The 25625-nt window shown below is 66.3% G+C and carries 22 protein-coding genes; 12 read left to right on the top strand and 10 right to left on the bottom strand.

Translation table 11 applies throughout. From position 1 onward, the window contains the following. The first annotated feature begins 17 nt into the window (after positions 1-17). Positions 18-623, top strand: coding sequence for a glutathione S-transferase N-terminal domain-containing protein (locus tag M2299_RS13735; RefSeq protein WP_099844485.1), 606 nt, complete (start codon positions 18-20; stop codon positions 621-623). A 267-nt stretch (positions 624-890) separates the two neighbouring features. Here M2299_RS13735 and M2299_RS13730 read toward each other — a convergent pair whose 3' ends face one another. Further along, positions 891-1898 (bottom strand): zinc-binding alcohol dehydrogenase family protein, encoded by a 1008-nt coding sequence (locus M2299_RS13730; RefSeq protein WP_280884541.1) that lies wholly within the window; start codon positions 1896-1898, stop codon positions 891-893. Between the two features lie 89 nt (positions 1899-1987). Between M2299_RS13730 and M2299_RS13725 the strand changes: the two genes are divergently transcribed. After that, complete coding sequence (locus M2299_RS13725; RefSeq protein ID WP_081794606.1) at positions 1988-2962, top strand: LysR family transcriptional regulator; 975 nt, start codon at positions 1988-1990, stop codon at positions 2960-2962. Between the two features lie 12 nt (positions 2963-2974). Next, the gene (gene leuE, locus M2299_RS13720) at positions 2975-3604 is read left to right on the top strand and encodes a leucine efflux protein LeuE (protein ID WP_025875614.1); all 630 of its coding nucleotides are present in this window, start codon (positions 2975-2977) and stop codon (positions 3602-3604) included. Here the strand turns inward: leuE and M2299_RS13715 are convergent. Continuing rightward, positions 3542-4510: a LysR family transcriptional regulator gene (locus tag M2299_RS13715; RefSeq protein WP_051585166.1), complete on the bottom strand. Its 969-nt coding sequence runs from the start codon at positions 4508-4510 to the stop codon at positions 3542-3544. The genes leuE and M2299_RS13715 overlap by 63 nt on opposite strands. A 98-nt stretch (positions 4511-4608) precedes the next feature. Between M2299_RS13715 and M2299_RS13710 the strand changes: the two genes are divergently transcribed. From M2299_RS13710 to M2299_RS13700, 3 genes are all read left to right on the top strand, one after another. Next, on the top strand, positions 4609-5697 hold the full coding sequence (locus M2299_RS13710; protein WP_280884540.1) for an aldo/keto reductase: 1089 nt from the start codon (positions 4609-4611) through the stop codon (positions 5695-5697). A 46-nt stretch (positions 5698-5743) separates the two neighbouring features. Beyond that, positions 5744-6157 carry a hypothetical protein gene (locus tag M2299_RS13705; RefSeq protein ID WP_025875608.1) on the top strand — a complete coding sequence of 138 codons (414 nt, stop codon included), beginning with the start codon at positions 5744-5746 and terminating at the stop codon, positions 6155-6157. 154 nt (positions 6158-6311) lie between these two features. Further along, the gene (locus tag M2299_RS13700) at positions 6312-7739 is read left to right on the top strand and encodes an amino acid permease (protein WP_032978503.1); all 1428 of its coding nucleotides are present in this window, start codon (positions 6312-6314) and stop codon (positions 7737-7739) included. A 117-nt stretch (positions 7740-7856) separates the two neighbouring features. Here the strand turns inward: M2299_RS13700 and M2299_RS13695 are convergent, their stop codons facing one another. Beyond that, positions 7857-9098, bottom strand: a complete 1242-nt coding sequence (locus M2299_RS13695) for a dipeptidase (protein ID WP_280884539.1) — start codon at positions 9096-9098, stop codon at positions 7857-7859. 156 nt (positions 9099-9254) lie between these two features. Between M2299_RS13695 and M2299_RS13690 the strand changes: the two genes are divergently transcribed. Both M2299_RS13690 and M2299_RS13685 read left to right on the top strand, forming a co-directional pair. Beyond that, entirely contained in the window at positions 9255-10073 is an 819-nt protein-coding gene (locus tag M2299_RS13690; protein ID WP_280884538.1) for a protein klaA, read from the top strand. After that, positions 10070-10936: a hypothetical protein gene (locus M2299_RS13685; protein WP_280884537.1), complete on the top strand. Its 867-nt coding sequence runs from the start codon at positions 10070-10072 to the stop codon at positions 10934-10936. The genes M2299_RS13690 and M2299_RS13685 overlap by 4 nt, the downstream gene beginning before the upstream one ends. A gap of 72 nt (positions 10937-11008) precedes the next feature. On the opposite strand, the gene M2299_RS13680 is transcribed toward M2299_RS13685, so the two are convergent. Next, positions 11009-12178 (bottom strand): class I SAM-dependent rRNA methyltransferase, encoded by a 1170-nt coding sequence (locus M2299_RS13680; protein WP_025875598.1) that lies wholly within the window; start codon positions 12176-12178, stop codon positions 11009-11011. A gap of 294 nt (positions 12179-12472) precedes the next feature. Between M2299_RS13680 and M2299_RS13675 the strand changes: the two genes are divergently transcribed. Beyond that, on the top strand, positions 12473-13429 hold the full coding sequence (locus M2299_RS13675) for a TerC family protein (RefSeq protein WP_025875596.1): 957 nt from the start codon (positions 12473-12475) through the stop codon (positions 13427-13429). Between the two features lie 106 nt (positions 13430-13535). Then, complete coding sequence (locus M2299_RS13670; RefSeq protein WP_025875594.1) at positions 13536-14306, top strand: rhomboid family intramembrane serine protease; 771 nt, start codon at positions 13536-13538, stop codon at positions 14304-14306. An 88-nt stretch (positions 14307-14394) separates the two neighbouring features. Here M2299_RS13670 and M2299_RS13665 read toward each other — a convergent pair whose 3' ends face one another. From M2299_RS13665 to rpmH, 6 genes are all read right to left on the bottom strand, one after another. Beyond that, positions 14395-15510 (bottom strand): glycerophosphodiester phosphodiesterase, encoded by a 1116-nt coding sequence (locus M2299_RS13665; RefSeq protein ID WP_100437204.1) that lies wholly within the window; start codon positions 15508-15510, stop codon positions 14395-14397. A gap of 110 nt (positions 15511-15620) precedes the next feature. After that, on the bottom strand, positions 15621-16970 hold the full coding sequence (gene mnmE, locus M2299_RS13660; protein WP_099786348.1) for a tRNA uridine-5-carboxymethylaminomethyl(34) synthesis GTPase MnmE: 1350 nt from the start codon (positions 16968-16970) through the stop codon (positions 15621-15623). Positions 16971-16973: 3 nt separating this feature from the next. Next, complete coding sequence (locus tag M2299_RS13655) at positions 16974-19643, bottom strand: polysaccharide deacetylase family protein (RefSeq protein WP_223487069.1); 2670 nt, start codon at positions 19641-19643, stop codon at positions 16974-16976. 129 nt (positions 19644-19772) lie between these two features. Continuing rightward, positions 19773-21488 carry a membrane protein insertase YidC gene (gene yidC, locus M2299_RS13650; RefSeq protein ID WP_223487071.1) on the bottom strand — a complete coding sequence of 572 codons (1716 nt, stop codon included), beginning with the start codon at positions 21486-21488 and terminating at the stop codon, positions 19773-19775. Further along, on the bottom strand, positions 21488-21982 hold the full coding sequence (rnpA, locus tag M2299_RS13645; RefSeq protein ID WP_025875580.1) for a ribonuclease P protein component: 495 nt from the start codon (positions 21980-21982) through the stop codon (positions 21488-21490). Before rnpA ends, yidC begins: the two co-directional genes overlap by 1 nt. 5 nt (positions 21983-21987) lie before the next feature. Further along, positions 21988-22128: a 50S ribosomal protein L34 gene (rpmH, locus tag M2299_RS13640; protein WP_006404565.1), complete on the bottom strand. Its 141-nt coding sequence runs from the start codon at positions 22126-22128 to the stop codon at positions 21988-21990. A gap of 254 nt (positions 22129-22382) precedes the next feature. Here rpmH and dnaA point away from each other — a divergent pair, with 254 nt between their 5' ends. Both dnaA and dnaN read left to right on the top strand, forming a co-directional pair. After that, the gene (gene dnaA / locus M2299_RS13635; RefSeq protein ID WP_099786347.1) at positions 22383-23714 is read left to right on the top strand and encodes a chromosomal replication initiator protein DnaA; all 1332 of its coding nucleotides are present in this window, start codon (positions 22383-22385) and stop codon (positions 23712-23714) included. 276 nt (positions 23715-23990) lie between these two features. Next, on the top strand, positions 23991-25091 hold the full coding sequence (gene dnaN, locus M2299_RS13630) for a DNA polymerase III subunit beta (RefSeq protein ID WP_005411731.1): 1101 nt from the start codon (positions 23991-23993) through the stop codon (positions 25089-25091). Positions 25092-25625: the final 534 nt, after the last annotated feature.

The following is a 25625-nucleotide window of genomic DNA, read 5'->3' as shown; positions in this document are numbered from 1 at the left end:
CGTGCTGAAACGAACCCATGTTTGTACTGTACGGAAAGCCCACCTCGATCAACGTGCGCAAAGTGCTGTGGCTGTGCGCCGAACTCGATCTGCCGTTCTCCCATGATCCGGCACCTGCGCCGGACGTGCTGTCCACGCTGAATCCGAACCGGCAGGTACCAGTGCTGCGCGATGGCGACTTCGTGCTGTGGGAGTCCAACAGCATCTGCCGCTACCTGGCCACCCGGCAGGGACGAGACGATCTGCTGCCGGCCGCTGCACAAGCCCGTGCCCAGGTCGAGCAGTGGATGGACTGGCAGGCCAGCGAGCTCAACAGCGCTTGGCGTCACGTGTTCATGGCCCGCGTGCGCCAGCACCCCGACTTCGCGGACGACGCACGCGCTGAGGCAAGCCTGGAACAATGGAACCGCCTGATGACCGTGCTCGACCACCAGCTTGCCGCCAGCAATGCCTACGTGGCGGGCACCGACTTCAGCCTGGCCGACATCGTCCTCGGCCTGTCGACACAGCGCTGGCGCAGCACCCCCGGCAACAAACCTGTGCTGCGCCACGTAGACGCCTGGTTCGAACGCCTGCGCCCCCGGCCCGGCTTCGCCGAGCATGTGGACAACGGCGTGGCGTAGCACGCTTGCTTGGCTTCATCCACGCATGGCGTGGAGCTACTGTGTCGACCAAGGTCGACACCTACCAACAGCGGCGGGAAACCGTCGAAGGCGGGGCGGTGTGGGTTTGCGGGGTGTGAGCCGCATGGATGCGGCGACCAAGCCCCCATGGACGGGTTCACGGCGCCCCCGCACACCCACACCGCCCCGCCAACCCACAGGAAGCCTGCTCTGGCTCTGGCTCTCGCTGTTGCCGTTGCCTCTGCGGGTGCCGGGCGCAGCCCGGCGTTACCAGCCTTCCAGCACGATCTTGCCCTTGGCCCGGTGGCTCTCCAGCAGCGCATGTGCGCGCCGCAGGTTGGCTGCGTCAATGCGCCCGAAGTGCTCGCCCAGCGTGGTCTGCAGCACGCCGGCATCGACCAGATCGGCCACCCGGTTCAGCAGTTCGTGCTGGCGCTGCATGTCCGCGGTCCTGTACAGCGGCCGGGTGAACATGGATTCCCAGTGCAGCGACAGCGCCTTGCGCTTGAGCGCCATCACATCGATCTGGCCCGGATCATCGATCAGCCCCAGCTGCCCCTGCGGCGCCAGCAGCTCGACGAGCTGCGCGTAGTGCTGGTCGGTGTGGGTCAGGCTGGCCACATGGTCTACCTGGGTGATGCCCAGCCGGGCCAGGCCCTCGGCCAGCGGCCGGGTGTGGTCGATCACATGGTGCGCGCCCATCGCCTGCACCCAGTCCTGGGTCTCCGGCCGCGAGGCGGTGCCGATCACCGTCAGCTTCGTCAGCCTGCGCGCCAACTGCACCAGGATCGAACCCACGCCACCCGCTGCACCGATCACCAGCAGGGTCTGGCCCTCGCCACCGCCTTCGGCAATACGCAGGCGGTCGAACAGCAGTTCCCATGCGGTGATCGCGGTCAACGGCAGCGCCGCAGCGGCGGCATCGTCCAGGCTGGCCGGCTTGCGGCCAACGCTGCGCTCGTCCACCAGCTGGTACTCGGCATTGCTGCCCGGGCGATCGATCACACCGGCGTAGTACACCGCATCGCCGGGCCGGAACAGGGTTACCTCGCTGCCGACCGCTTCGACCACACCGACCGCATCCCACCCCAGCACGCGCGGGCCGTCGGTGGCGGCGCCGCGCCGCACCTTGGTGTCGACCGGATTCACCGCCACCGCGCGCACCGCCACCCGCAGGTCGCGCGGGCCCGGCTGGGGCAGGGGCAGGTCGAGATCGATCAGGGCCTGCGGGTCGTCGATCGGCAGGCCGGCTTGGGTGTAGGCAATGGCACGCATGGGGGATATCCAGGGAGGAGAGACCACAGCGTGCGCCGTGCGCAGGGGGGCGGAAAGGCGCAGAATCGGTCAACACTTTCACTGCGGCAATGAAAATGGTCCGCTTCGACGATCTGCAGCTGTTTGTCCGTACCGCCGCGCTGGGCAGCTTCTCCCAGGCCGCGCGCGAGGCCGACCTGCTGCCGGGCCAGGTTGCCGCAGCGGTGGCACGGCTGGAACGCGAACTGGACCTGCGCCTGTTCGTACGCACCACCCGCAGCCTGCGGCTGACCGCCGAGGGCGCGCTGTATCTGCCCTACGCACAGGAGGTTCTGAGCACCCTGCGCGAAGGCCAGGCGCGGGTGCAGGGCGAGGACGCCGAACTGCACGGCACCCTGCAGTTGTCGGCGCCGTCGGACTTCGGCCGCAACCTGCTGCTGCCGTGGCTGACCGCGTTCCGCGCGGCGCATCCACGGCTGCGCCTGCACCTGCGCCTGTCCGACGAAGTGGCCGACGTGTTCCGCGATCCGGTCGACGTGGCCATCCGCATCGGCCACTTCGACGACGCCAGCTACGTCGCCCTGCCCTTGCTGGAACAGAACCGGCGGGTGCTGGCTGCGTCGCCCGGGTACCTGCGGCGGCGTGGCACGCCCAGCCGCCTGGAAGATCTGCGCGAGCATGATTGCCTTGTCTACCAGCTCGGCGGCCGCGCCTACGATCGCTGGTCGTTCGAGATTGAGGGGCGCCGCGTGGTGATCCCGGTGCGCGGGCCACTGGTCTGCGACGACGCCGACGTGGTGCGGCGCTGGGCGGTCGCCGGCGAAGGCATCACCTACAAGTCCTGGCTGGACGTCCGCGACGACGTGCTGGAAGGGCGCCTGCAGGTGCTGCTGGATGGCATCGGCAGCCACATTCCCCTGCAGCTGGTCTGCCCCCATCGCAAGCAGTTCTCACCGGCGGTGCGGCAACTGCACGCGCAGCTGCGCCAGCATCTGCAACCGCTGCTGTCCGCCATGCCCGGCAATGGCGACACGCCCCTGTCGCCTGCGCCAGCACTGGCCGACAATGGCGCTCCCCCGTTGTAAGAGAGTCGCGCCATGCCGTGGATGGGCATCCAGGATCTGTGGACCTTCCTGCTCGCTGTGCTGGTGTTTCTGGCGCTGCCCGGGCCGGGCACCTTCACCCTGCTGACCGCTACCGGTCGCGGCGGTGTGCGCGGCGGCTACACGGCGCTGGCCGGCCTGCTGGTCGGCGACCAGATCCTGATGTGGCTGGCACTGGCCGGCGTGGCCGCGCTGCTGAAGGCCAATCCGACGGTGTTCCATGCCGTGCAGTATCTCGGCGCGGCGTATCTGGTGTGGGTAGGCATCAGCCTGCTGCGCACGCCCAAGGGTGACGGTGCCGACGTTGGCCCGGTGCGCATGCAGCCCGGACGCTACTTCCACCAGGCGATCCTGGTCAGCCTGCTCAATCCGAAGGCGATCCTGTTCTACATGGCCTTCCTGCCGTTGTTCATCGACCCGAAGGCCCACCAGGGCATCGCTACGTTCGCCGCGCTGGCCGGGATCATCTTCGTGGTCAGCATCGCCTACTGCTCGCTGCTGATCTGGGTCGGCAACCTGGCCCGCCGCCGGTTGATCCAGCACCCGCGGGTCAGCGATGCGCTACGGCGTGTTGCCGGCCTGTTCCTGGTCGGCTTCGGCATCCGCCTGGGCCTGAACGGCTGAGATCCCGTCGGCCTGGCAGGCCGCGCGCAGGTGGTCGATGAACACCCGCAGCTTGGGCGCCATATGCTCGCGCGCCGGGTAGTACAGATGAAAGCCGGGGAACGGCGGCTGCCAGTCCTCCAGCACGCTGCGCAGGCGGCCGGCAGCCAGGTCGTCGGCGACCAGTGAGGCGAACCCCTGCGCCATGCCCAGCCCAGCCAGCACCGCCGCATAGGCCAGTTCGGCATCGTTGAACACCAGCCGGCCCTCGACGGCTACGTCCAGGTCACGCCCCTCACGGCTGAATTCCCAGGGCATCAGCCGGCCATTGGCGCGGCGATGGACGATACAGTCGTGGCCCTGCAGCTCCTGCGGGCTCTGCGGCACACCGTGGCGCGCGAAGTAGCCCGGCGTGGCCACCACCACCTGGCGCTCGGGCGGCCCGATCGGCACCGCGATCATGCCCTGCGCCAACGATTCCCCCAGGCGGATGCCTGCGTCGAAACCCTCGGCGACCAGATCGGTCAACGCCGGTTCCACGCACAGTTCCACCTCCACCTGCGGATACCGGGCCAGGAAGGACGGCAGCGCCGGCAGGACCCGGCGCTCGGCAACGATGCGTGGCAGGGTGATGCGCAGCCGACCGGCCGGCACGGTCCGCGCGCTGTCCAGGTCCTCGAAGGCCGATTCGATCTGTGCCAGCCCGCCACGTACGCGCTGCAGGAAGCGCGCACCGTGCTCGGTCAGGCCCACCCGGCGCGTGGTCCGTTGCAACAGGCGCACGCCCATCCGCGCTTCCAGCGCGCGCACGCTCTGTGACAGTGCCGAGGTCGAGACACCAAGCGCATCTGCGGCGCGGGTAAAGCTGGCGTGGTCGGCCACGTGGACAAACGCGACCACCGCCGACAGCGGTGCGGAGGGATCCATTGTGAAGCCCTTCTTCATTGTCAGTTCGGATGTGTCCAGTTTATCCACAGGATCATCGGGCGGATGCTTTCCCTCCCGGCGGCACACCGCCTCCTCCAATGGAATGCCACATGTCACTTGATCACTACCGCCTGCTCGGTCGCTCCGGCCTGCGTGTCAGCCCGATGGCGCTGGGCACGATGACCTTCGGTGCCGATTGGGGGTGGGGCGCGGACGAAGCCGAGGCCCGCCGCATCTTCGATGCCTACGTCGAACGCGGTGGCAACTTCGTTGATACCGCAAACAACTACACCAATGGCAGCGCCGAGACGCTGCTCGGGCGATTCGCCCAGGGCCGCCGCGAACGGCTGGTGATCGCCAGCAAGTACACCCTGGCGACCGTGCCCGGCGATCCGAACAACGCCGGCAACCACCGCAAGAGCATGATGCGCTCGGTGGAGGACAGCCTGCGCCGACTCGGCACCGACTACCTGGATCTGCTGTACCTGCACGCCTGGGACGACACCACCGGGGTGGACGAGGTGATGCGCGGTTTCGACGATCTCGTGCGCAGCGGCAAGGTGCTGTATGCCGGCATCTCGGACACGCCGGCCTGGCAGATCGCCCGCATGCAGACCCTGGCCGACCTGCGCGGTTGGGCGCCGCTGGTGGCCCTGCAGATCGAATACAGCCTGATCCAGCGCAGCGTCGAACAGGAGCTGCTGCCGATGGCCGAGGCGCTCGGGTTGGGCGTGGTGGCGTGGTCGCCGCTGGGCAGCGGGGTGCTGACCGGCAAGTACAGCGCGGCTGATCTCACCACGGCCGAGCCGCCGGAGGCTACGCCGGGCGGTTCCCGGCGCAACGTGGCCCTCATCAATGGCGCGTTGACGCCACGTTCGTTGAACATCGCCGGGGAAGTCGCTGCCGTCGCGGCGGAACTGTCGCACTCGGCTGCGCAGGTCGCTCTGGCCTGGCTGCTGCAACGACCCGCGGCCGGAGCCATGCCGATCGTCGGTGCACGCACCCTGGACCAGTTCGAACACAACCTGACGGCGCTGGATCTGGCGCTGCCGGCTGAGGCGCTGGCACGGCTGGATGCGATCAGCGCGGTCGCGCCTGCCTTCCCGCACGACTTCCTGCAGATGCCGCTGCCACGCATGCTGATGAGCGGTGGTACGCGTCTGCAGCCACGCGCGCTGCGCAGGTAACAGCGGGGGCGCGCTATGCTGGCGCCCCTCGTTGGACAAAAGCGCCATGGCCGCAACACCAACGCTCGCGGTCGCAGCAGCCCTGGTGCTGCTGCTTGCCAGTGGACCGGCCACGGCCGCACCGGACCACCGCTGCCTCAGCGGTGGCCGCGACAACACGATCCACCTGGAATGGCGCTGGCTGGACGATGGCCGCGCCGATGTGCGCTACGCCGGGCACAGCGAGCGCCTGCCACTGCGCCGGGTCTCCGAACAGACCACGGTGCTGGACGAAGACCGCCCCTACCAGTTCGACACCGTCTGGGAAGAGCGCGTGGACGGTCGCATCAACGGTCACTACACACTGAGCACGCAGGGCGCACGGATCTACAGCTTCAGCTACGTGCGTGCCCGGGACGGTCGCCGCACGGACTTCGACGAAGACGTCAACGCCTTCCAGGACGACGGCTGTCACTGGTAGGCGCCTGCGCTGAGGCCGTTTGTGCCGTTTCCGGCAGAGTGCCCAGCGTCCAGCGCGCGCTGTGTCGGCCATGACCCCCGTCAGTGGCAATGCTGCGCTGCGTTCGGTCACACTCGGGGACTTGTCGTTCTCAGTCACCCCTTCCGAGGCCTGCATGTCCCTGCTCCGGCGCAAGTCCCTAGATTCCGTCACCGTCCATGAAGCCGGCCGGCGTCTGGTCCCGACCCTCAGCTGGCCGCACCTGATCGCGCTGGGCATCGGCGCCATCGTCGGCACCGGCATCTACACCCTGATCGGCGTGGGTGCCGACCGCGCTGGCCCGGCCGTGCTGATCTCCTTCGCCATCGCCGGCGCGGTGTGTGCCTGCGCGGCATTGGCCTACGCAGAGCTGTCCACGATGATGCCTGCCGCCGGCAGCGCCTATACCTACAGCTACAGTGCCCTGGGCGAAGTGTTTGCCTGGGTGGTGGGCTGGAGCCTGATCCTGGAGTACTCGCTGGTGGTGAGTACCGTGGCGGTCGGCTGGTCCGGCTATTTCGTCGGCTTCCTGGAATGGGTACATACCCAGTTCGGCTGGGACCTGCGCCTGCCGGCGATGCTCGCGGCAGGCCCGCACGTCGATGGCGGCATGATCAACCTGCCCGCCATCGTCATCACCTGGCTGGTGGCCCTGATGCTGATGGCCGGTACCAAGGAAAGCGCCACCCTCAACGCGATCCTGGTCGTGTTCAAGCTGATCGCGCTGGCGATCTTCGTGGCGGTGGCCCTGCCGGCGTTCGACGCCAACAACCTGCAGCCGTTCATGCCCTACGGATTCGCCAAGACGCTGGGCCCGGATGGCGTCGAACGCGGCGTGATGGCGGCAGCGGCGATCATCTTCTTCGCGTTCTACGGCTTCGACGCGATTTCCACCGCCGCCGAAGAAACCAAGAACCCCGGGCGCGACCTGTCCATCGGCATCATCGGCTCGATGGTCGGCTGCACCATCGTGTACGTGCTGGTGGCGCTGGCCGCGATCGGTGCGATGAGCTACACCGTGTTCGGCCAGAGTGCCGAGCCGCTGGCATTGATCATGCGCCAGCTGGGCCAGCCCACCGCCGCGATGCTGATCGGCGTGATCGCGATCATCGCCCTGCCGACCGTGCTGCTGGCCTTCCTGTACGGCCAGAGCCGCATCTTCTTCGTCATGAGCCGCGATGGACTGCTGCCGCGTGGCCTGTCCAAGGTCAACGCACGTACCGGCACGCCGGTGGCGACCACGCTGTTCACCGCCCTGGTGGTGTCGGCACTGGCCGGCGTTGCACGCCTGGACGAGATCGCCGCACTGGCCAATGCCGGTACCCTGGCCGCGTTCACCGCCGTTGGCATCTGCCTGGTGGTGCTGCGCGTGCGTGAGCCGAACCGCGAGCGCACCTTCCGCACGCCGTTGGCCTTCATTGTCGGCCCGCTGGCGGCACTGGGCTGCATCTACCTGTTCATCAGCCTGCCGCACACCACCCAGCTGTACTTCCTGGCGTGGAACGTCGTCGGCCTGGTGCTGTACTTCGCCTACAGCCGTCGCAACGCGCTGATCGGCCGGTAAAGGCAGCGCCGGGCCATGCCCGGCGGTCTTTGGGTCGTGCCGGCCGCTGGCCGGCAACCTTCGCATCAATTGGCTGCATGCAGTTGCCGGCCAGCGGCCGGCACTACCGCAGGGCGGCTAACCGCCCTGCTTTGCCGCGTAGTCCTGCGCCTGGCGCATCACCCGCAGCAGGTTGCCGCCCCAGATGGCGGCGATCTGTTGTTCGCTGTACCCCTTGCGCAGCAGCCACGCGGTGATCTTCGGCAGCTGGCTGACATCGGGCAGGTCGCTCAGGCCACCACCGCCATCCCAGTCCAGACCGATGCCGACGTGCTCGGGGCCGACCACCTTCAGGATGTGCTCGAAATGGGCGAAGAAGTCGTCCAGGCTGGCGTGGCGCACCGGGTGTTCGTGGTCCAGTGCCTGCTCGGCCTTCTGCAGCGCCACGCCCTGTTCGATGGTCATGCCTTCCCAGCCACCCAGCTGCTTGCTCAGGGCTTCTTCGGCCTGCTTGCGCTCGGGCGACTTGGCAGTGTCGATCAGGTAGCCGCCATACGCGTTCACCTGGATCACTCCACCAGCCTTGGCCAGCTTGCGCAGGCGCGCGTCATCAAGATTGCGTGGGTGGTCGTAAACCGCCTTGGCCGAGCTGTGCGACAGCACGAACGGCACCGGCATCATCGCCAGCAGGTCGTCGAACACGGCATCGGAGGCGTGCGACTGGTCGATGACGATGCCCAGCTTCACCGCCTCGCGCACCAGGTCCTTGCCAGCCGGGCTCAGGCCCTTCCATTCAGCGCCCTTGGGATCGGTGGCCGAATCGGCGAACTCGTTGTTGGCGAAGTGCACGGTGCTGAGCAGGCGCAGACCCGCACGGTGATAGAACGACAGCAGGCTGGGGTCGGCCACCAGCGGACTGGCGTTCTCCATGCTGATGTAGACCACGCGCTTGCCGGCGGCCTTGATCCGCGCCGCGTCATCGGCGGTCAGCGCCAATGCGAAGTGCTCCGGATTGGCGGCCAGCATCTGCCGGATCTCCAGCAACCGCTGCAGGCCGTGGTCGCGCTCGGCCAGATGCGCGGCGGCCGTGCGGTCGCCCTGGTCGGTATAGATCGCCCAGAAGCCGCCATCAAGCGCACCTTCGACCATGCGCGGGTAGTCCACCTGCGAGAGCGCGTTGCGGTCGTGCCGCTGCTCGATGTCGAAGCCGTCGCGGCCGAAGTTGGCCGGCGTATCCAGATGGCTGTCCAGGGTCAGCAGGCGCTGCTGCAGTGCCTTGGCACGGGCCAGCTCCTGCGCGCTGAAGTCGATGGCATGGGCGGACAGCGGCGCACTCAGCGCCAGGGCGAGCAGCAGGGACAGACGACGCAACGACGGCATGGGCATCCACCGGCAATGGGAAGGACACGACCATAGCGCCGCGACGGCCAACGCCGGTAGTGCCGTATTGACCCGCCAGCTCCATTACACTCGCCGGCAGCCGATAAGTCAGCGTGCAGCACCGCGTGCTGCGTCGACCATGGAATGGAAGCATCGATGTCGAACTCCCAGCCTCCGGCGCTGCCCGTGCAGGGCCAGGCGCCTGTCCCCGCCAACACGGTCACCGTCGAGCAGCTCAAGCGTGATGTGCTGCCAACGTTGTTTGCCGGTCGTACCGACATCGGCCGCTATGGCCCGGCCGACCTGGCCAGCGCCAGCGCCGAGCCGGCCTGGCAGGATGGCAGCGCCAACGCACTGGCCCAGGCGCTTGCCGAACTGGTCAGCCGGCTGTCCGAACACGATCCCAATGCGCTGCTGCAGCGCGCGGGATGGTGGGAGCGGTTCACCGGTGCCGATATCGAAGAACGCCTGCGCCGTCGCATTGCCATGGGCAGCAACGGCAATGTCCTGGCCAGGATCGAGCGCGAAGCCATCGCCGTGCGTGCCAGCGTCGATCGACTGGATGCGCAGCTGCTCGAGCATGACGTGCAGGGGGTGCGACTGCAGGTGTACATCGATGCAGGCGTGCAGTTCCTGCAGGAGCTGCCAGCGGCCGTGGACAGCGACGATGGCGCGCCGGTGCTCGACCGTCCGGTCGAGCGGCTGCAACGCCGCGTAGCCAACCTGACCGCGCTGCTGGCCAGCCACTCGATGAGCCGGATGCAGGTGCAGCAGGCACGCAGCCATGCCATCGACCTGCTGGACCGTTACAGCGAGACGGTGCAGATCCTGCTGCCGATCTGGCGCCAGACCATCCAGGCGCTTCACAACAGCGACAACGCCAGCCCGCAGATGATCGCCAGCGCGGCCCAGGCACAGGACCAGCTGAAACAGGCCCTGCAGCAGTTGCTGCGCACATCGGCGGTGCCGGCATGAGCGCGCCGGTACGCGATCCGCTGCAGATCCCGCCGGATCTGCAGGCGCGGGTGGAGGCTGTTCCGGGCCTGCGCGCGTTCTACCGGCGGGCCTCGCTGCTGCGGGTCTTCGGCCTGGCCTGCCTTCCGCTGGCGGCAACGGCGCTGTCCTGCATGGCGCTGGCATTTACCGGCACCGAGCTGGGCCCCCCGTCGTGGGCACAGGTGCCGGCCGGCTATGGATCGAAGGACACGGGCAGGCAATTGCTCATCCTGCTGGTCATGACCCCCTTGCTGCTGGTGTGGATGTTCTTCGGCGTGCGCGACCTGCTCAGCCGCCATCGCCTTCGCCGCTTCGCCTGGTCATTCGCGCTGGGTTCGATGCTGCTGTGCGGTGCCTGGGGAAGCATGGGCATCACCGCACCCGCCATGGGCCAGGGCGATCGCCTCGACCATCGCCAGCTGGACGCGCTGATCGCCGGTCCAGACTTCAGCGGCTTCAGCCCCGAGTGGCAGGCCTATCTGCGTGCACAGCAGGAGCTTCCCTACGGCATCGCCTCGTCGGCCGTGGTCGCCACTGCCCGTGCGTTGGCCAATGGCGAAGACATCGGTGTTCCGGTATCGCCGGCAATGCAGTCCCGCTTCGAGAAGGCAGCAGGGCTGCCCCGCTCTGAACGGTCGCAGCGATGGCATCAGCAGCGTCTGCTGGGCTGGCTTCTGTTCGACGTCGGCTGGGTGCTCGCGCTGCTCGCGGTTCCGGCGCTGCTTGCATTGGGTGCGGTGGCGATCGTGCTCGGCCACCATCTGCGGCGCAGGTCCGAAGTGATCAACGGGTTGCTGCAGCAGCTGCAGCCGGTTCCTGCGCCGCCACCCGCGCAGCCCTGAGGCTGGCGCGCGGGGGCAGTCTTCGGCGCTGTGTGGGGGAGCCGGGCATCGCCCGGCTCCACACCCCGCAGGTCAGTCCACCACGCGGCAGAACACGGCCTTCAGGTAACGCGATTCCTGCACGTGGGCCATGAACGGATGGTCCGGGCCGGCGCCGGCCACCTTCAGGATCTGGATGGTGCGGCCGGAGAAGTACGCCGCACGACGCAGCATGTCCAGGAACTGGTCCTCGGCCACCAGGCCGGTGCAGGAGAACGTGGCGAACAGGCCACCGGGCTTGACCACGCCCAGCGCCAGCTTGTTCATGTCCAGGTACTTCTTCAGCGCGGTGATCACCTGGTCGCGGTCGCGGGTCATCTTCGCCGGGTCCAGGATCACCACGTCGTACTGCTCACCGCGGTTGGCCGCATCGCGCAGCCACGGGAAGATGTCGGACTGGACGAACTTCGGGCGCACGTTGTTCAGACGTGAATTGCCCTTGGCGATCTGGATGACGTCCTCATCGATGTCGATGCCGACCACTTCCGATGCACCGCGCGCGGCCGCGTACACGGCGAAACCGCCGGTGTTGCAGCACAGGTCGAGCACGCTCTTGCCTTCCACCTGCTGGCTCAGCCACTCACGGTTCTCGCGCTGGTCGGCGAAGAAACCGGTCTTGTGCGCACCGGCCGGGTCGGCGCGGAACTTGATGCCGTACTCGGTGATCACCGACGCTTCGGTGGTGGTGTTGCCGTGGAAATCGAAGCTTTCCTGCTTCTGCACGTGTTCGTCGGCGAAGCTGTGGAAGCGGCAACCCGGGAACTGTTCACGCAGGGCGTCGTAGATCCATTCGCGGTGGCGGAACATGCCGGCGGCGAAGAACTCCACCACCACCAGGTCGCCGTAGCGGTCGACCACCAGGCCGGACAGGCCATCGCCCTCGCTGTGCACCACGCGCCAGGCGTCGGACACCGCATCGAGCTTGAGCACCTCACGACGCAGCGACACCGCCTGGGCGATCTTGCGCGAGAACCAGCCGGCATCCAGCGGGATCTGCGGGTCGGTTTCGAGGATGCGTACGGCAATACGCGAATGCCCGTTGTAGAAGCCACGGCCGATGAACTCGCCATCCACGCCGACGACATCGACGAGGGAGCCGGGCTTGGGCCGGACGGTCGGCTTCTCGACCAGTTTCTGGAAGATCCACGGGTGGCTGGAACGCCACGCGTTCTTGAGGCGGACAACGGGAAGGGGGGTATTCATCCACCTATTGTAGCCGGGGGGCATGGGGCGCCGGAAATCCGGTGAAGGCCCGGCATTTGACGCCGGCCCGGCCAGGCCGCAGAATCGGCGGCAGAAGGGGAGTAGCTCCCAAACGTTGTCGCCGTCAATTCGAGCCCGCAGGCTCCGGTGCAACGGCAGTTCCGGCCCATCGGAACTGCGAGCGAGACCTTCGCCGTACTGGCGAAGCTCTGTCCCTGGATCCCCTCCCGATCCTCCGTTGCAGATCCTCGCCGTCCGGCTTGAGGCATTTTTCATTTCCCAACGGACAAACCCATGCAGACGATCGGTAATTTGTGGTTGTGGGGCGGCTTCGCAGCGGTGGTGGTCATCGCCCTGCTGGTCGACCTCGTATTGATGCGCCACGGTGGCCCGCACAAGGTCACTTTCAAGGAAGCCCTGTGGTGGTCCATCGGCTGGGTCGCGCTGGCGCTGGCCTTCAACGGCGGCCTCTGGTTCTACCTGAACGAGACCGCCGGCCAGGTCGTGGCCAACAAGGTCGGCCTGGAGTTCCTGACCGGCTATCTGGTCGAGAAGGCGCTGGCGGTGGACAACATCTTTGTCTTCCTGATGATCATGAGCTACTTCGCGGTGCCGGAGGAACAGCGCCAGAAGGTGCTGATCATCGGCATCCTGGGTGCGATCGTGCTGCGTACGATCATGATCTTCGCCGGTAGCGTGCTGATCACCCAGTTCCACTGGCTGCTCTATGTATTCGGCGCCTTCCTGCTCTTCACCGGCTGGAAGATGTGGTTCGCCGCGGGCCAGGAGCCTGACCTGGAAGCCAACCCGGCCCTGCGCTGGATGCGCAAGCACCTGCGCCTGCTGCCGGACTACGAAGGCAACGCGATGAGCGTCAAGCGCGACGGCGTGCGCTGGTTCACCCCGCTGTTCGCGGTGCTGATCCTGATCGCGGTGACCGACGTGATCTTCGCAGTGGACAGCATCCCGGCGATCTTCGCGATCACCACCGACCCGTTCATCGTGCTGACCTCCAACGTGTTCGCGGTGCTCGGCCTGCGTGCGATGTTCTTCCTGCTGGCCGGCATGGCCGACCGCTTCCACCTGCTGCCGTACGGCCTGGCCCTGGTGCTGGCCTTCATCGGCATCAAGATGATGATCATCGACCTGTTCAAGATCCCGACCCCGATCTCGCTGGGCGTGGTCGCGGTGATCATCGCCGCCACGGTGGTGCTGAGCCTGAAGAACCCGCCGAAGGAAGGCGGCGCCTGATCCTGGCCGATTGAACGCTGCGGCCGGTGGATTGTCCCGCCGGTCGCAGCCACTCTCCCGCAGCGGTGGCCTTGGTTTCGCGCCGGCCACCGCCATTGCTGAGGGTATGAACACGAACGCGCCCCTGCCCGCCGGCGACGCGCCGGCCGCCCGCAACGACCGCACGCGCATCCTGCGCGCCTTCAATGCCAGCCTGGCCGCCGTGCTGGTGCTGGTGGCCGTGTTCGCCCTGCAGGACCATTTCGACTGGCGGCCCTGGGCGGTCGCACCGTTGGAAGCCAAGGGCCTGCTCGGCCTGATCGGCGGACCGCTGCTGCACGGCTCGGTCGAACACATCGCCGCCAACAGCTTCGCCATCCTGATCCTCGGCACCCTGGCCGGCAGCGTCTATCCCAAAGCCACGCTGCGTGCCCTGCCCCTGCTGTGGCTGGGCTCGGGCATCGGTGCGTGGATGCTCGGCAACCCCGGCAGCTTCCATCTCGGCGCCAGTGGCGTCACCCACGGCCTGATGTTCCTGCTGGCCAGCCTTGGCCTGCTGCGCCGCGACCGCGCGGCGATCGCCACCGGGCTGATCGGCATGCTGTTCTACGGCGGCATGTTGATGACCGTGCTGCCGCATGCCGACGGTGTGTCCTGGCAGTCGCACATGGGCGGAGCCTTCGCCGGCATCATCGCCGCACTGCTGTTCCGCAACGCCGACCCGCTGCCGCCGCGCCCACGTTACAGCTGGGAGGACGAGGAAGACGAGGTCGAGCCGCTGGCCGATGACGAACTCGAGCCGCCGTCACCGCAGCGCGTGCCGGTGCTGTGGCAGCCGCGCGAAGGGCAGGACTATGTGGTGATCCCGTTCCGCCGGCCGGAAGACCCGCGCGGTTGATCGGGTGGATACGCCGGGCATGGCCCGGCGCTACCGCTTCTGGATGCCTCTGGTAGCGCCGGGCCATGCCCGGCGGCATTGACGCCGGTCAGTTCGCCGCGTTCGCCGCCGCGCCCGTTCCATCCACCGCCTGCCGGCCCAATGCCGGGTCATCGGTGAAGAAGGCATCGATGCCGGTCGCCAGGTAGGCACGCATCTCCGCGATCGACCCCTCCGCGTTGCGCGCATTGTCCGCGCCCTTGCGCAGGTTGCTGGCCTGGAAATGGTTCTCCGGGCGGAAGGTGTACGGAATCACCATCAGGCCCACCGCGTGCGCATCGCGCACCAGCGACGTCGGCGTGCCCAGCGCACCGTTGGCATCCAGCGGGATGATCGAGCGCAGCTCCGGGCCGATGCCGTCGGCATAGGCCGCGATGTCCTTCAGCCCCGCCGGGGTCATCATCTGCGCATAGGTCAGCGCGCCGCCGGCCTTGGCGATGTCGGCCGGCTGGGTATCGCCCTTCCACAGCAGCTGCAACAGGCGGATGTTGCTGCCACGCGGGATCTTGCCGCGCAGGTAGCGCAGGTTGGCCGTCTCGAACGACTGGATGGTGACCGGGCCGACGTTGGTATAGGCGTTGCCGCGCAGCGCGGCCAGCAGCGTGTCTTCCATCGGCAGGCCGATCGACTGGAAGTAGGTCGGGTGCTTGATCTCCGGCACCAGGCCGATGCCACGGTTGGCACGACCGGCCTGCTGGACCAGGAACGCCAGGATCTCGTCCAGACTGGCAATGCGGAACTGGCCGTCGTAGGCGGTGCTGCGGAACTCCGGCAGGCGCTCGCGGGCGTACAGCGTCTTCAGCTCGGCCAGGGTGAAGTCTTCGGTGAACCAGCCTTCGACCGTCTGCCCGTCGATGACCTTGCGGGTCTTCCGCTTGGCGAATTCCTCGTGCTCGGCCACATCGGTGGTGCCACCGATCTCGTTCTCATGGCGGGCCACCATCACCCCGTCCTTGGTCATCACCAGGTCCGGTTCGATGTAATCGGCACCGTCGGCGATGGCCTGCGCATAGGCCGCCAGCGTGTGCTCGGGCAGCAGCGCGCTTGCACCGCGGTGGCCGTAGACCGACGCCTTGGGCGCGGCCGGAGGGGAGGATTCAGCACTCATGGCCACCGATGGTGCCACGGCCAGCGACAACAGCAACGCACGACCCCACGACTTCACTGCGACTCCCCCAAGCGGTTTGTGATGGGCGTCAGTATGCGGCGGGAATGTGACAGGTTGGGGGAGCTGATTTCCCTGGATTGCCGGCCAGCGGCCGGCACTACCAAGGCCTACTTGCCGATGCAGAAGCTGGAGAAAATCCGACCCAGCAGGTCATCGGCACTCATCTGCCCGGTGATTTCGCCCAGCGCGTCGTGCGCCAGACGCAGCTCCTCGGCCGCCAGCTCCAGGTGCTCGTGCACCAGCTCGCCATCCGCCTGCTGCGCGTGTTCCTGTGCGCGTTCGATCGCATCGACGTGGCGGGTGCGTGCGGAGAATTCGCCCTCCACCTGCTCCCCTGCCCCGGCCGAAGCAATCGAACGCAGGCGCGCATGCAGCTCGTCCAGCCCCGCGCCGGTGGCAGCGGAGACGAACACGCGGTCCGGGTCGTCCCGCACCGGCATCGCATCCAGCAGATCCGACTTGTTGTGGATGTAGACCTTGTGCGGCACCGCCAGTACCGCTTCGCCGATCGCGGCTTCGCCGGCTGCCGGATCGCGTGCATCCAGCACGATCAACGCCAGGTCGGTGCGCTCGATCTCCGCGCGCGCGCGACGCATGCCTTCGCGTTCGATGGCATCGCCACCGTCGCGCAGGCCGGCGGTATCGACCAGGGTCAGTTCCAGCCCATCCAGGCGGATGGTCTCGCGCAGCGTGTCACGGGTCGTGCCGGCGATGTCGGTGACGATGGCACGCTCGCTACCGGCCAGCGCGTTCAACAGCGAACTCTTGCCGGCATTCGGTGGGCCGATCAGCACCGCATGCAGGCCGTCGCGCAGACGACGGCCACGCTCTGCGTCGCGACGCAGCAGGGCCAGATCGCTGCGCGCCTGTTCCAGGCCACGCCGCACCTGTGCACCGCCGAGTGTGTCCAGCGGTTCGTCGGCGAAATCGATGGCTGCTTCCACATGGATGCGCAGCAGCACCAGCTGTTCGACCACCGCCTCGATGCGGCGCGAGAACACGCCGTCCAGTGAACGTCGTGCCGCGCGCGCCGCGCGGTTGTCCCCGGCCGCGATCAGATCGGCGATGGCTTCGGCCTGTGCCAGGTCGAGCTTGCCGTTGAGAAACGCGCGCTCACTGAACTCGCCGGGCCGCGCCTGCCGCGCCCCCAATGCGATGCAGCGTGCGACCAGCTGCTGCAGCAGTACCGGGCTGCCATGACCCTGCAGTTCCACCACTTCTTCGCCGGTGAAGCTGTTCGGCGCCGGGAACCACAACACAATGCCATCGTCGATCACCTCACCGTCTGCATCGCGCAGGCGCGCGTAGTGCGCGTGGCGCGGGCGCAACGTCGGTGCGCCGAGTGCGTTGGCAATGGCTGCGGCACGCGGGCCTGACAGGCGCAGCAGGCCCACGCCGCCCGCGCCGGGCGCGCTGGCAATGGCCACGATGGTCTCGGTGCGCTTCATATCGTTCATCGCTCAGAGTTTCTCCAGCTGCGCGCGCGCCTGCGCCGCACCACTGCCCTGCGGCTGCAGTGCCAGGTAGGTGGTGTAGGCCTGCTTCGCCTTGGCCTTGTCGCCAACGTGGAAGTAGGCATCGCCCAGGTTGAGATGGGCCACCGCGCGCGACGGATCGATCTTCAGCGTGTTCTCCAGCCAACGCGCCGCTTCGGCGTAGCGTTGCTGGCGGTAGTAGACGAAGCCGAGATTGTTGGCCGCCTGGGCAAAATCCGGGCGCAGCTTCAGTGCCTCGGCGAACTGCACGGCGGCTTCGTCGTAGCGCTTCTCGCGGTACAGCTGCAGGCCACGGTCGTTGGCCTGCTGCGAGCGCTGGCGGTCCGAGGCCGGTCCGGCCGTCGGCACCACCAGCTTGGCCTTGCCGCCCTGCAGGTCGGCCACGGTCACTGGCGCTTCGCTGTTCTTGGCGTCCTGGGCAGCGTCGACCTTGTTGTTCAGGGCGATCGCATCGGCAGTCAGCTGGCGCGTATCGGCGTTGAGGTATTCCTGGCTGTCCGGCACCTGGAACACGAACTCGCCCCCCTGCGAGCCGGGCAGGCTGCCGAAGGCCGGCGTCTGCTGCGAGACCGCCGACACCGCCGGCGCCACATAGGCGGCCAGCTCGGTACCGGTAATCAGGCCATCGCCATTGAGATCGCCCTTGCCAGCCAATGCCTGCAGCAGCACCCAAGTGAACACCGAGTGGCCGTTCGGGCCGGCATCGGCCACCTGCTGGTCGGCACCGCCGGCGGTCAGCATCTGCCGCGCGCTGCGACGTGCGTTCTCGCGCAGGAACGACGACGACGACGGGCCGCCGCGGGTCAGGCCAAGGCCGCTGTAGCAGGCGTCCATCACGAACATCACATGCTTGGCCTGCATGCTCTCGGCGATGTTCTGGATGTCGGTCATCGCGATGGCATCGGTGGCGAATTCCTTCGGGTCCGAATCAACCGGAATGATGTAGCCGAGGTCGCGCCCGGATGCCAGCTGACGGGTAGCACCGTGGCCGGCGAAGAACACGAACACGCGATCATTCCTGCCGGTGCGGTCGTCGGACAGCCGGTCGTGGAAGGCGGCCAGGATGTTGTTGCGGGTGGCCTGCTCGTTCTTCAGCACGATCACCTGCGAGGAGGGGAAGCCGAACTGCCCGGTCAGCGTATCGGCCACGGCCTGGGCATCGTGGCTGGCGTATTCCAGCTTCGGCCACTTGGCGTAGTTGTCGATGCCGACCACGATCGCCCACGATTTTTCATAGCCGGTGGTGACGGTGGCATCGCGGTCGCTGCCCTTGCGCGGTCGGGCGACGCTGAAGTCGCGGCCATTCCAGCCGGCGAACTGGTAGCCGTCGGCGATCAGCCGGTCCAGGATCTGCGGCAGTGCCTTCACCGCGCGGTCGTGGATATCGTGGAACAGGATGATGCCGCGCTGCTCCTTGTTCACCTGGTCGAGCACGCGCTGCACGATCGATTCAGGCACCGGGTCGGCCCAGTCCATCGAATCGATGTTCCACATGATCGACTTCAGGCCCGCCTCGTTGAGCAGCTGCAGGCCTTCGGCGTTGCGTGCGCCATACGGGAAGCGGAACAGCGGCGCGCGCTTGCTGTCCACGTCCTTCAGCAGGGTGTCGGTGTCCAGCACCTGCTGGCGCAGCGCATCGCCGGTGGTGCGCGACAGCTGCGCATGGGTCAGGCTGTGGTTGCCGACGGCGTAGCCCTCTTCCATCAGGTTGCGGCTGATCTTCGCCATCGGCCCGAGACTGACCTTGCCGTCGGTGTCGACCTTGCCCAGGTTGCGACCGACCTCGAAGAACACGCCCGGTACGTCGTAGCGCTTGAGGATGGCCACCACTTCATCGGTATAGGCCTTGTGCGGGCCATCGTCGAAGGTCAGCACCACCGTCTTCGGCGGCAGGTCGCGGCCGAAGATCTCGCGGTCGCTGTCCTTCATCGACATCGGGTACGGCTCGATCACGCCGTAGTCGCGCAGGATCGCTTCGCGGCTGTAGTCCTTGTGCAGGTGCGCGATGTAGTCGTCCCACTTCTCGCGCTTCAGTTCGATGGCACGGGTGCGCTCGAAGCGGCTGAAGATGCGGGTCAGTTCCTGGTTGTAGTTGCGCTCGATCTCGTCCAGCGCCTCCAGGTCTTCACCGATGCGCTGGTGCAGCTTCACCGCCGGCAACGAGGAATCGGCGCCGATGCGTTCGTGCAGGTCACGCAGCACCTCGCGGAACGCCAGGCGATCGGCATCGAACAGTTCGGGCGCCGACTCGATGTAATCCAGCACCGTGCCCAGGGTAGCGAAGCGCTGCGGGCTGGTGCCGCGCAGCAGGGTGTCGAACTGCGTGGCAATGGCGCCGCGCTGTTCCAGGCCATCGTGGAACAGCTGCTGGCCGATGCGGGTGGAGGTGGTGCGATCGGCTGCGGACTGCTGTTCCTCATCGGCCAGCAGGACGATGATCCGTCGATAGCCGTCGAGCTGCTTCTGCAATGCGCCCAGCAACGGCGCGGCGGCCGGGTCGGCGGCAGCGGCAGCCTGTGCGCTCGGCTGGGTAACCGCCGCCGGTGCCTGCGCGTCGTTGTCGCCACAGCCAGCCACGAGCAGGGTCAACAGCAGGCTGGGCAGAAACAGGCGGAACGACGGCGCACGCGGCATGGCGGACTCGAACAAAGGGGAATGGTGTGCCGGCGATTCTAACGCCGCATGCGAAAAGCCCGCCTTGCGGCGGGCCTTTGCTGGGCCAGCCGGCCAGCGGCCGGCTCTACCCGTCGGCGCAGACGCGCCTTACTTTTTCTTGGCCGGAGCGGTGGCTGCCGTGGCCGGCACCGGATCGCTGCCGTGGCGCTTGGTCATCCACCACTGCTGCAGCAGGCCCAGGCCACCGTTGACCACCCAGTACAGCACCAGGCCGGACGGCATGAAGGCCATCATGACGCCGAACACCAGCGGCATGAACTGCATCATCTTCTGCTGCATCGGGTCCATGCCCGGTGCCGGCGTCAGCTTCTGGGTGAACCACATCACCGCTACGTTGATCACCGGCAGGATGAAGTACGGGTCACGGGCGGTCAGGTCCTGGATCCAGCCGAACCAGGGCGCCTGGCGCAGTTCGACCGATTCCACCAGCACCCAGTACAGGGCGAAGAAGATCGGCATCTGGATGAGGATCGGCAGACAGCCGCCCATCGGATTGATCTTTTCCTTCTTGTACAGCTCCATCATCGCGGTCTGGAACTTCTGGCGGTCATCGCCATAGCGTTCCTTCAGCTGTGCGATGCGCGGCTGGAAGCGACGCATCTTGGCGCCACTCTTGTACTGCGTCGCCGACAGCGGGTACAGCACGATCTTCAGCAGCACCACCAGGCCGACGATGGCCCAGCCCCAGTTGCCCACCAGCTTGTGCACCTGGTTGAGCACCCAGAACAGGCCCTGGCCGATCACCGCCATCATCGAGAAGCGGCTGTAGTCGACCACACGGTCCAGACCCGGCACGTCTTCCTTGGCGATCAGGTTGACCAGCTTCGGGCCGACCCACAGGCGGGCCTCGGTGCTGGTGGACTGGCCCGGGGCCACGGTGAAGGCCGGGCCACGCGCTTCGATCAGGTCACGACCGGCCACCTGCGACAGCACGTAGTGTGCGGTCTGGTCCTTCTGCGGGATCCAGGCGGTGAAGAAGTGGTGCTGCAGCATCGCCAGCCAGCCGCCGGTGATGTTCTGGTTCAGCGCGCCATCGTCCAGGTAATCCTTGAACGCACGACGCTGGTACTTCTTGTCGTTGTCGTACCAGGTGGCACCGTTGAAGCTGAACGAGTCCGGGTTGGTCATGCTCCGCGACAGGATCGTCGGGCTGCGGTCCAGGGTGCGGTAGACGTAGCCGTTCCACGGCGCGACGCCGGCATTGCTGACTTCATCCTTGAAGCGGATCGCATACTCGTTGCGGCCCACGATCAGGGTGCGCTTGATGGTCACGCCGTTGTCGGCGGTCCATACGAACGGAATCTGCAGTTCGTTCTGGCCCTTGGCCAGCACGAAGTCGCGGGTGTCACCGACCAGCTTGAAGCCGTCGGCACCCGGCACCGGGGTGTTCTTGTCTTCGCTGGCCCAGCCGCTGATCGCGCTGTAGGGATGCGCGGGATCTTCGGTCAGCAGGCGCACCGGCGGGCTGCCTTCGTCCTTGCTCTGCGGGAACTGCAGCAGTTCGGCGTCGAGTACGCGGCCGCCATCGAGCTTCAGGCGCAGCACGTCGGTGGTGATGGTCACGGTCTGTGCGGACGGGGTGGCGCTGGCCTGGGCCTGTGCAGCGGCCTGACCCGGGACACCGGGAACCTGCGCGCTGGGGATGCTGCCCGGGGACGCGCCGGGGACGCTCTGGGCGGCGGCCGGGGCCGAGCTGGTCGTCGGCGCCGGGGTCGGGGCGGACTTCTCACGGCTCCACTCCATCCACAGCAGCACGGCCACCATCAGCCAGGCAAAGATCAGGAAAACACGGGTCTGGTTCATCAGCAGGCAGGCTCAGCGGGGCCGGGACGCGGTGCCGGCTCGGTGACGGAGGAAATGGCAATGCCATCAGGCGGCGGCATTGTGCCGTCCACGCCCGGCGCGGGCAATGCGCGCAGGCGCCGCAGCAGGCGCAGGAAGGCCTGGCGGATATCTTCGTTGCTGGCATGACGCGCAGCAGTACGAGCCACGACGACGAAGTCGCCTGGCTGTATGTCGGTTCGTGTCTGACGCAAGGCGTCGCGCAGGACGCGCTTGATCCGGTTACGCCCAACGGCGTGAGGATCGACCTTGCGGGAAACCGCCAGACCCAGCCTGGCCGGCCGGTCAGCCGGTAGCCAGTGCAGGGTCATCAGCGGATCGGACACACGGCGGGCGCCGTTGAAGACCGTTGAATATTCGGCACGCGTGCGAACCCGCGCAGAGCGAGGGAATCGCTTGCGCGGGTCTGCAGTATTCACTGTCGAATGGATTGCGTCTGCCGCTGGATGCGGCATGGCAATCAGGCGCTCAGGACTTTGCGGCCCTTGGCGCGGCGACGCGACAGGATCTTGCGGCCGTCAGCGGTCTTCATACGGGCACGGAAGCCGTGGTCGCGCTTACGCTTGAGGTTGCTGGGCTGGAAGGTGCGCTTGGTGGCCATGTGGGCCTCTCGTATGAATGGGACGGAAAGAACCGGAAATTTTAGAGAGGTGTCCCCCCTCCCGTCAACCCCTGTCTGCTACGCCAATTCACCGGGCTGTGCAATAGCTGTGGATCTTTTTGTGAATAAGTAGGGGACAAGCATTCCGAAGGCGGGCGCTCGGTGGTAGGCTGAGCCATCCATTTCCCCCCTTTCAGGCCTGTGTTTGGGCGCCTTTTCGCGCCTATGCATCGGCCACCGGACAATTATTGCTGATGGATGCCTGGTCACGTAGTCTTGAGCGACTCGAGGCGGAGTTCCCGCCCGAGGATGTTCACACCTGGTTGAAGCCGCTGCAGGCAGATCTGCGCGCTGACAGCCTGGTGCTGTATGCACCGAATGCCTTCATTGTCGATCAGGTGCGCGAACTGTACCTGCCGCGGATCCGCGAGCTGGTCACCCACTTTGCCGGTTTCGGCGACGTATTTCTTGAAATCGGCTCGCGTCCGCGGCCCGTGGACGCGCAGATCGCGCCGGTTTCCAGCCATTCGGCGCAGGCGCCGGTGCAGCCGCAGGTTCCCTTTGCCGGCAACCTGGACAACCACTACACCTTCGCCAACTTCGTGGAAGGCCGCAGCAACCAGCTGGGCCTGGCCGCAGCATTCCAGGCGGCGCAGAAGCCGGGCGACCGCGCGCACAATCCGCTGCTGCTGTACGGGGGCACCGGCCTGGGCAAGACCCACCTGATGTTCGCCGCCGGCAACGCGATGCGTCAGGTCAATCCGGCCGCCAAGGTGCTGTACCTGCGTTCGGAACAGTTCTTCAGCGCGATGATCCGGGCCTTGCAGGAAAAGACCATGGATCAGTTCAAGCGCCAGTTCCAGCAGGTCGACGCGCTGCTGATCGATGACATCCAGTTCTTCGCCGGCAAGGATCGCACCCAGGAAGAGTTCTTCCACACCTTCAACGCGTTGTTCGATGGCAAGCAGCAGATCATCCTGACCTGCGACCGCTATCCGCGCGAAGTCGAAGGCCTGGAGGCGCGCCTGAAGTCGCGGCTTGCCTGGGGCCTGTCGGTCGCCATCGAGCCGCCGGACTTCGAGACCCGCGCTGCGATCGTGCTGGCCAAGGCCCGCGAGCGTGGTGCCGAGATTCCCGATGACGTTGCGTTCCTGATTGCCAAGAAGATGCGCTCCAATGTGCGCGACCTCGAGGGTGCGCTGAATACCCTGACCGCCCGCGCCAATTTCACCGGCCGTGCGATCACCACCGAATTCGCCCAGGAAACCCTGCGCGACCTGCTGCGCGCCCAGCAGCAGGCGATCAGCATTCCCAACATCCAGAAAACCGTTGCCGATTACTACGGGCTGCAGATCAAGGATCTGCTGTCCAAGCGTCGGACCCGGTCGCTGGCCCGTCCGCGCCAGGTTGCCATGGCGCTGACCAAGGAACTGACCGAACACAGCCTGCCCGAAATCGGCGACGCCTTTGCCGGTCGCGATCACACCACGGTGCTGCATGCCTGCCGGCAGATCCGCACCCTGATGGAAGCCGACGGCAAGCTCCGCGAGGACTGGGACAAGCTGATCCGGAAGCTGAGCGAATGATGCACGTACGCCGATGAGGCGTCACCGCATAAAACGGTGCAGAATCCGGTAGCAAGCGCGGGACAGGGTGTGGATAAAAATGCCGTTGGATTTCCCGGAAGATTTATCCACAGCTTTCCCCACCCCTTGGGGGCTGGTAATGCAGAGGGTTTCGAAGCCTGAAACCCTTTTGTTTACAAAGACTTAGCTGTGTTTTCCAGCGATTCTGGCTCTACCAGCACCACCAAGCTTTTGATTTATTCCACATTTTTTTAAAGCATAGGGGCACGGAACCACATGCGTTTCACACTGCAGCGCGAAGCCTTTCTCAAGCCGTTGGCACAGGTCGTCAACGTGGTCGAACGCCGCCAGACCCTTCCGGTTCTGGCCAATTTCCTGGTGCAGGTGCAGAACGGCCAGCTGTCGCTGACCGGTACCGACCTGGAAGTGGAGATGGTGTCGCGGATCGCGGTTGAAGATGCCCAGGACGGCGAAACCACCATTCCCGCCCGCAAGCTGTTCGAGATCATCCGCGCCCTGCCTGATGGCAGCCGGATCACCGTCTCGCAGACCGGTGACAAGATCACCGTGCAGGCAGGACGCAGCCGCTTCACCCTGGCCACCCTGCCCTCCAACGACTTCCCGTCGGTGGACGAAGTGGAAGCCACCGAGCGTGTCGCGATCGGCGAAGCAACCCTGAAGGAGCTGATCGAGCGCACTGCGTTCGCGATGGCCCAGCAGGACGTCCGCTATTACCTCAACGGCCTGCTGTTCGACCTGCGCGGTGATGCGCTGCGCACCGTCGCCACCGACGGCCATCGCCTGGCCCTGTGCGAAACCGATCTGGCCAAGCCCAGCGGTTCCAAGCGCCAGATCATCGTGCCGCGCAAGGGCGTGACCGAGTTGCAGCGCCTGCTGGAAAGCGGTGATCGCGAGATCGAACTGGAAGTCGGCCGTAGCCACGTTCGCGTGAAGCGCGACGATGTCACCTTCACTTCGAAGCTGATCGACGGTCGCTTCCCGGATTACGAGGCAGTGATTCCGATTGGTGCCGACCGCGAGGTGAAGGTTGATCGCGAAGCACTGCGTGCCTCGCTGCAGCGTGCTGCGATCCTGTCCAACGAGAAGTACCGCGGCATCCGCGTGGAAGTTTCGCCGGGCAACCTGAAGATCAGCGCGCACAACCCGGAGCAGGAAGAAGCCCAGGAAGAGATCGAGGCCGACACCACGGTCAGCGACCTGGCCATCGGCTTCAACGTGAACTATCTGCTGGATGCCCTCTCCGCCCTGCGCGACGAAGAAGTGATCATCCAGTTGCGCGACTCCAACTCCTCGGCGCTGGTGCGTGAATCGAGCAGCGAGAAGTCGCGTCATGTGGTGATGCCGTTGCGTCTCTGACAGCTGCGCCGTTCCACGTGGAACACATGGACGCCCGGGATCTCCGGGCGTCTTTTTTTTTGTTCCACGTGGAGCATCGCTGCCAATGCTTACCGCCGACCTTGGTGGCTCCTGCAGATGAGAGCATCCGCGTTGCCCTGATGGGTTGTCGGCGCATGGAACCCACGATCCCGGGAAGCCAGCTGTGGAATCCACATGCTGAGATGACGAGACACGTTGGATATGAGCACGCAGCGGGGTCGATCCAGCGGCTTCCGCTTGCGTGCTGACCTCTCTGTCCACAGGCCTCGTTCGTAGGAATTCGGCGCTTCCCTAGCTTCTAAATCTGGGTATAAATCAAAAGCTTGGTGGTGATGGTAGGGCCAGATTTCATGTAAAAGTAGGCTATGTGTCTGTTTTAAAAAGCTTTTATAGGGTTGAAACCCCCTGTATATAGGCCATCAAGCCTGGGGGGGAACCTGTGGATAGTTTTACAGCCGAGGAAAAGTGCCTTTTTTATCCACAGTTCGCCCACACCTTGTGTATAAGTCATAC

Origin of the sequence: Stenotrophomonas sp. 1278 (assembly GCF_029892765.1) — a bacterium.
GTDB classification, from domain to species: Bacteria; Pseudomonadota; Gammaproteobacteria; order Xanthomonadales; family Xanthomonadaceae; genus Stenotrophomonas; species Stenotrophomonas indicatrix.
Note: the sequence above shows the minus strand (reverse complement) of the source record. Positions and strands in the feature narration are given on the sequence as shown.

Bases quoted from the DNA above. Each gene is read 5' to 3' on its own strand.
- M2299_RS13735 (WP_099844485.1), top strand. From the start codon at position 18: ATGTTTGTACTGTACGGAAAGCCCACCTCGATCAACGTGCGCAAAGTG.
- M2299_RS13730 (WP_280884541.1), bottom strand. From the start codon at position 1,898: ATGCGTGCCATTGCCTACACCCAAGCCGGCCTGCCGATCGACGACCCG.
- M2299_RS13725 (WP_081794606.1), top strand. From the start codon at position 1,988: ATGAAAATGGTCCGCTTCGACGATCTGCAGCTGTTTGTCCGTACCGCC.
- leuE (WP_025875614.1), top strand. From the start codon at position 2,975: ATGCCGTGGATGGGCATCCAGGATCTGTGGACCTTCCTGCTCGCTGTG.
- M2299_RS13715 (WP_051585166.1), bottom strand. From the start codon at position 4,510: ATGGATCCCTCCGCACCGCTGTCGGCGGTGGTCGCGTTTGTCCACGTG.
- M2299_RS13710 (WP_280884540.1), top strand. From the start codon at position 4,609: ATGGAATGCCACATGTCACTTGATCACTACCGCCTGCTCGGTCGCTCC.
- M2299_RS13705 (WP_025875608.1), top strand. From the start codon at position 5,744: ATGGCCGCAACACCAACGCTCGCGGTCGCAGCAGCCCTGGTGCTGCTG.
- M2299_RS13700 (WP_032978503.1), top strand. From the start codon at position 6,312: ATGTCCCTGCTCCGGCGCAAGTCCCTAGATTCCGTCACCGTCCATGAA.
- M2299_RS13695 (WP_280884539.1), bottom strand. From the start codon at position 9,098: ATGCCGTCGTTGCGTCGTCTGTCCCTGCTGCTCGCCCTGGCGCTGAGT.
- M2299_RS13690 (WP_280884538.1), top strand. From the start codon at position 9,255: ATGTCGAACTCCCAGCCTCCGGCGCTGCCCGTGCAGGGCCAGGCGCCT.
- M2299_RS13685 (WP_280884537.1), top strand. From the start codon at position 10,070: ATGAGCGCGCCGGTACGCGATCCGCTGCAGATCCCGCCGGATCTGCAG.
- M2299_RS13680 (WP_025875598.1), bottom strand. From the start codon at position 12,178: ATGAATACCCCCCTTCCCGTTGTCCGCCTCAAGAACGCGTGGCGTTCC.
- M2299_RS13675 (WP_025875596.1), top strand. From the start codon at position 12,473: ATGCAGACGATCGGTAATTTGTGGTTGTGGGGCGGCTTCGCAGCGGTG.
- M2299_RS13670 (WP_025875594.1), top strand. From the start codon at position 13,536: ATGAACACGAACGCGCCCCTGCCCGCCGGCGACGCGCCGGCCGCCCGC.
- mnmE (WP_099786348.1), bottom strand. From the start codon at position 16,970: ATGAACGATATGAAGCGCACCGAGACCATCGTGGCCATTGCCAGCGCG.
- M2299_RS13655 (WP_223487069.1), bottom strand. From the start codon at position 19,643: ATGCCGCGTGCGCCGTCGTTCCGCCTGTTTCTGCCCAGCCTGCTGTTG.
- yidC (WP_223487071.1), bottom strand. From the start codon at position 21,488: ATGAACCAGACCCGTGTTTTCCTGATCTTTGCCTGGCTGATGGTGGCC.
- rnpA (WP_025875580.1), bottom strand. From the start codon at position 21,982: ATGCCGCATCCAGCGGCAGACGCAATCCATTCGACAGTGAATACTGCA.
- rpmH (WP_006404565.1), bottom strand. From the start codon at position 22,128: ATGGCCACCAAGCGCACCTTCCAGCCCAGCAACCTCAAGCGTAAGCGC.
- dnaA (WP_099786347.1), top strand. From the start codon at position 22,383: ATGGATGCCTGGTCACGTAGTCTTGAGCGACTCGAGGCGGAGTTCCCG.
- dnaN (WP_005411731.1), top strand. From the start codon at position 23,991: ATGCGTTTCACACTGCAGCGCGAAGCCTTTCTCAAGCCGTTGGCACAG.